The sequence below is a fragment of the Streptomyces spongiae genome (genome assembly GCF_009377185.1).
Classification (GTDB): domain Bacteria; phylum Actinomycetota; class Actinomycetes; order Streptomycetales; family Streptomycetaceae; genus Streptomyces; species Streptomyces spongiae.
The window spans coordinates 1-4,754 of the sequence record NZ_VJZC01000694.1 but is presented as its reverse complement, the minus strand read 5'-3'; the positions used below and the strand labels follow the sequence as shown (position 1 = coordinate 4,754).

5 protein-coding genes are annotated in these 4,754 nt (G+C 71.8%); 1 reads left to right on the top strand and 4 read right to left on the bottom strand.

Annotated elements, in window-relative coordinates; all coding sequences use genetic code 11:
• Positions 1-151 precede the first annotated feature (151 nt).
• A complete protein-coding gene (locus FNH08_RS44760; protein WP_152777240.1) occupies positions 152-361 on the bottom strand; it encodes a hypothetical protein in 210 nt (69 codons plus the stop codon).
• Between the two features lie 223 nt (positions 362-584).
• Positions 585-860: a hypothetical protein gene (locus tag FNH08_RS44755; protein WP_322726461.1), complete on the bottom strand. Its 276-nt coding sequence runs from the start codon at positions 858-860 to the stop codon at positions 585-587.
• 196 nt (positions 861-1,056) lie between these two features.
• Here FNH08_RS44755 and FNH08_RS44750 point away from each other — a divergent pair, with 196 nt between their 5' ends.
• Positions 1,057-2,379, top strand: coding sequence for a serine/threonine-protein kinase (locus tag FNH08_RS44750; protein ID WP_152777242.1), 1,323 nt, complete (start codon positions 1,057-1,059; stop codon positions 2,377-2,379).
• A 135-nt stretch (positions 2,380-2,514) separates the two neighbouring features.
• Here FNH08_RS44750 and FNH08_RS44745 read toward each other — a convergent pair whose 3' ends face one another.
• Both FNH08_RS44745 and cobA read right to left on the bottom strand, forming a co-directional pair.
• Entirely contained in the window at positions 2,515-3,333 is an 819-nt protein-coding gene (locus FNH08_RS44745) for a TrmH family RNA methyltransferase (protein ID WP_322726460.1), read from the bottom strand.
• A 64-nt stretch (positions 3,334-3,397) separates the two neighbouring features.
• The gene (gene cobA / locus FNH08_RS44740; RefSeq protein ID WP_152777238.1) at positions 3,398-4,654 is read right to left on the bottom strand and encodes a uroporphyrinogen-III C-methyltransferase; all 1,257 of its coding nucleotides are present in this window, start codon (positions 4,652-4,654) and stop codon (positions 3,398-3,400) included.
• Positions 4,655-4,754 lie beyond the last annotated feature (100 nt).

Genomic DNA, 4,754 nt, shown 5'->3' with positions numbered 1-4,754 from the left:
GTACGCGGCGCCGGCTTGGGCGCAAAAAGCAACGCCCGCGCAGCTCCCCAGCTGCGCGGGCGTCTATGCCGTCCGCCGCACCCCCGTCCCCACGGGGTTTCATGGGTGGATGTCCCCGCCCGGACCGCTCTTCCGGGCCTGGGGTCGCCGCTCAGCGCCCCAGCATCACTCCCACGGACGACGCTTGTGTGACCACTGCCTCCCAGCCGCCGAAGGCGTACACGAGCAGGGCCGCCAGGGGAAGGACCATCGCGGTCGCCACCAACGGGTGGCGGCGGCCCTGGCGATGGGTGCGGAACGCGCCGCCGTGCGGCTTGCGCCCCTGCGTGCGGACCATCGTCCGCGGTGCCGTGTGGGCCATGGTCCCTCTCCTGACCTGTGTTCGTTTGTCGTTGTGTTTGTCGTTGTGTTTGTCGTTGGCAGCGGCGGGTGTCTGACCTCGGGGGACGAGTGCTGCACCCGCCGCTTGACCTCAAATCTAGGCGCGCGGCCGGTACGGGTCGTCATGCCCTCGTACCGATTGCCGGGCCTCCCGGAGGATGAGCCATGACCTGCGGTGTACTCCCCTGGGTGGAGACGAGGTCCTAGGACTCAGGGTCTTCCCGGAGGGGACGCCCCGTGTGCCCCGACTGTTCCGAGATATCCTCCCGCGGCACGGGCTGCTCGACGAGGGCCAGCACCCGGTTCGCCATGAAGCGGGCCGTACGCACGACCGACCCGTTGCGCGTGACTTCGCTCACTTCCACCACTCCCCTGCGTACCGCCGTCTCCACCCGGCGGCCCGCCCTGCTCGCCACCACGTCGTATGTACGCGTCGTGTCGCCGGCGTCCACGACTATCTCCACACGATCACCCTTCACGGGTTCAATCCCCCTTCTGTCACGGGAGGTTGGGATCATGGACAGCCCAACGCGGCCCCGAACCCCTCTTCCCTGACCACCCTTCAAGTTTCCCACCCGGCACTGACAATCGATCGGGCCGAGAGGGCGCGGCCTCTGCGCGGACCCGGGTGTGGAAACGTAAGCTGTGCCACGTCACACGGACCGGGCAGCGGGGATGAACATGGCGATGATGCGCCTGAGGCGCGAGGACCCGCGCGTCGTCGGCTCGTTCAGGCTGCACAGACGGCTCGGCGCGGGCGGGATGGGCGTTGTCTACCTGGGCTCCGACAAGCGTGGGCAGCGGGTCGCGCTGAAGGTGATCCGGCCGGACCTGGCGGAGGATCAGGAGTTCCGCTCGCGGTTCGCGCGCGAGGTGTCGGCGGCGCGGCGGATCCGGGGCGGCTGCACCGCCCGGCTGGTCGCCGCGGATCTGGACGCGGACCGGCCGTGGTTCGCCACGCAGTACGTGCCCGGGCCCTCCCTTCACGACAAGGTCGCCGGCGAGGGACCGCTGTCGGCCGCCGACATCGCGGCGGTCGGTTCCGCCCTCTCCGAGGGGCTCGTCGCCGTCCACGAGGCCGGTGTCGTCCACCGTGACCTGAAGCCGTCCAACATCCTGCTCTCCCCGAAGGGGCCGCGGATCATCGACTTCGGGATCGCGTGGGCCACGGGTGCCTCCACCCTGACGCACGTCGGTACGGCCGTCGGGTCGCCCGGTTTCCTCGCGCCCGAGCAGGTGCGCGGTGCGGCCGTCACTCCGGCCACCGATGTGTTCTCGCTCGGTGCGACCCTCGCGTATGCCGGGACCTCCGACTCGCCCTTCGGGCACGGGAGTTCCGAGGTCATGCTCTACCGGGTGGTGCACGAGGAGCCGCAGCTGCAGGGTGTGCCGGACGCACTGGCTCCGCTCATCCGCGCGTGCCTCGCGAAGGACCCCGAGGAGCGGCCCACCACCCTCCAGCTGTCGCTGCGGCTCAAGGAGATCGCCGCGCGCGAGTCGCAGGGGCTCGCCGACGTCCGTCCGCCCGTGCCGCGCACCTCCCCCGACCGGCCGTCGGGGCGTCTCGCGGAGCAGCACTCCGAGCCGCGCACCCAGCGGCGGCCGCAGAGCGCCCAGGGCACGCCCTTGCCGCGTACGGGAGGTGGGTCCCGTTCAGGCGGCCCGTCCCCCCGGACCGGCGGCGGCCAGCGGCCGGGACCGGGATCAGGGGCCGGGTCGGGGTCGGGGTCGCGTTCTGCGCCTCCGCGCAGCACCACCCGGTCCGGCAGTCAGTCCGTGCCCCGGAGTGGGCGGCCGGCGCCGCGCACCAACGGGACCGGTCGGCGGCCGGCCAACCCGCGGCTGCTGCGGCAGCGGCTCATCGTGTTCGTCGTGGTGACGCTACTGGTGGCCCTTGGCATTGCGGCGGCACAGGGGTGCCAGGGGCCGTCTCGGGGGCTGGGCGGAGATCGGGATGTGCGGCAGGGTGTGCAGCAGGGGCAGTTCTACGAGCCGTAGCGGGCAGGAACAGAAGAGCTCGGGACTGTACGTTGTTGGTCCACTGCGGGTTTGTGAGGGCTGGTCGCGCCCGCGCGGCGGAGCCGCAGATTGTCACAGCCCCGCGCCCCTTTCGGGGCGCGGGCCCAGGGTGGCTCAGGACTGTGGGCGGCCCGTCGCCACCGCGTAGAACGCCACCGCTGCCGCCGCGCCCACGTTGAGGGAGTCGACTCCGTGGGCCATGGGGATGCGTACCCATTCGTCGGCCGCCACCAGGGCCTGGGTGGAGAGGCCGTCGCCCTCGGCGCCGAGCATGAGGGCGACCCGGTCCATCTTGTGCGGAGCGGTCTCGTCGAGGGTCTTGGCCTTCTCGTCGGGAGTGAGGGCGAGGAGCGCGAAGCCGGCCTCGCGGACGGACTCCAGGCTTTTCGGCCAGGTCTCCAGACGTGCGTACGGGACGGCGAAGACCGCGCCCATGGAGACCTTCACGCTGCGGCGGTAGAGGGGGTCCGCGCAGTCGGGCGAGAGCAGGACCGCGTCCATGCCCAGGGCTGCCGCCGAGCGGAAGATCGCGCCGATGTTGGTGTGGTCGTTGACCGATTCCATGACCACGACCCTGCGGGCGGTCTGGAGGAGTTCGTCGGCCGTCGGCAGCGGTTTGCGCTGCATGGAGGCGAGAGCGCCGCGGTGCACGTGGTAGCCGGTGACCTGTTCGGCGAGCTCCGGGCTGACCGCGTACACCGGGGCCGGTAGCTCGTCGATGACGTCCCGCATGACGTCGACCCACTTGGCCGAGAGCAGCATGGACCGCATCTCGTAGCCCGCTTCCTTGGCCCGTCTGATGACCTTCTCGCCCTCGGCGATGAACAGGCCCTCGGCGGGTTCGCGCTTGCGGCGCAGCTCCACGTCGGTCAGGCCGGTGTAGTCACGCAGGCGCGGGTCGTCGGGGTCCTCGACGGTGATGAGATCGGCCACAGGGTGATACTGCCTTGTCCTGGGTGCGGTGCCAACGGCTTGGGACGGGTTGTGTTACCCGGGGTTACTCGGATGTCCGCGGCTGCGCTTCCGGCGCCGCTTCCGGGCCCACCTTCACGACCTCGCCGATGACGATGACCGCCGGGGGCTTCACCTCCTGGGTGCGGACGGTCTCGGCGACCGTGGCGAGCGTCGCGTCTACGCGGCGCTGGGCTGCCGTCGTGCCCTCCTGGACGAGGGCCACGGGAGTGTCGGCCGCCTTGCCGTGGGCGACCAGCGTCTCGGCGATCCGGCCGATCTTGTCGACGCCCATGAGGATCACCAGCGTGCCGGTCAGCCTGGCGAGCGAAGCCCAGTCGACCAGGGAACGCTCGTCGTCGGGCGCCACGTGGCCGCTGACCACCGTGAACTCGTGGGCCACGCCCCGGTGGGTCACCGGGATGCCGGCCGCGCTCGGGACCGAGATCGAGCTGGAGATGCCGGGCACGACCGTGCAGGGAATACCGGCCTCGGCGAGCGCCTGGAGTTCCTCCATGCCGCGACCGAAGACGTACGGGTCGCCGCCCTTCAGACGGACCACCGACTTCCCCTGCTTCGCGTGCTCGATAAGCGCGTTGTTGATCGCCTCCTGCGCCATGAAGCGGCCGTACGGGATCTTCGCCGCGTCGATGACCTCGACGTGCGGCGGGAGTTCGGCGAGCAGGTCGCGCGGGCCGAGGCGGTCGGCGATGACGACGTCGGCCTCGGCGAGGAGGCGGCGGCCGCGCACGGTGATCAGGTCCGGGTCGCCGGGGCCGCCGCCGACCAGAGCGACGCCCGGGGTGCGGGTGCGGTGGTGGGGCGCCACGAGGGTGCCGTCGCGGAGGCCCTCGACCACGGCGTCGCGGATGGCGGCGGTGTGGCGGGGGTCGCGGCCCTGGGCGCGGGTGGTGAGGACGGCGACCGTGACGCCCTCGCTGTGGCCTGTGGCGGGGGTCCACGCCGTGGCCGCGTGGGCGTTGTCGGAGCGTACGCACCAGACGCGGTTCGCTTCCGCCTCGGCGGAGGCCCGGGTGTTCGCCTCCGGGTCGCTGGTGGCGATCAGGGCGTACCAGGCGGCGGCGAGGTCACCGTCCGCGTAGGGGCGCCTTTCCCAGGTGATCTCGCCCGCGTCCGCCATCGCCTCGACGGAGGGTGTCGCTTCGGGGGAGATGAGGAGTACGTCGGCTCCCGCCGCGATGAGGGCCGGGAGACGGCGTTGGGCGACCTGGCCGCCGCCGAGGACGACCACTCGGCGGCCGGTGAGGCGGAGGCCTACGGGGTAGGCGGGGTGTTCGGCCATGAGGGTGCGGCTCCCTGCGGGGCATTTACGGGTGGGCGGCGCGCTGCGGCTTTGGAGCGGCTCTGACGTGCGGATTTTATGCGCGGGGGCGGGGAGTGGC

Coding starts and splice junctions, on each gene's coding strand:
- FNH08_RS44760 (WP_152777240.1), bottom strand. CDS start 361: ATGGCCCACACGGCACCGCGGACGATGGTCCGCACGCAGGGGCGCAAG.
- FNH08_RS44750 (WP_152777242.1), top strand. CDS start 1,057: ATGAACATGGCGATGATGCGCCTGAGGCGCGAGGACCCGCGCGTCGTC.
- cobA (WP_152777238.1), bottom strand. CDS start 4,654: ATGGCCGAACACCCCGCCTACCCCGTAGGCCTCCGCCTCACCGGCCGC.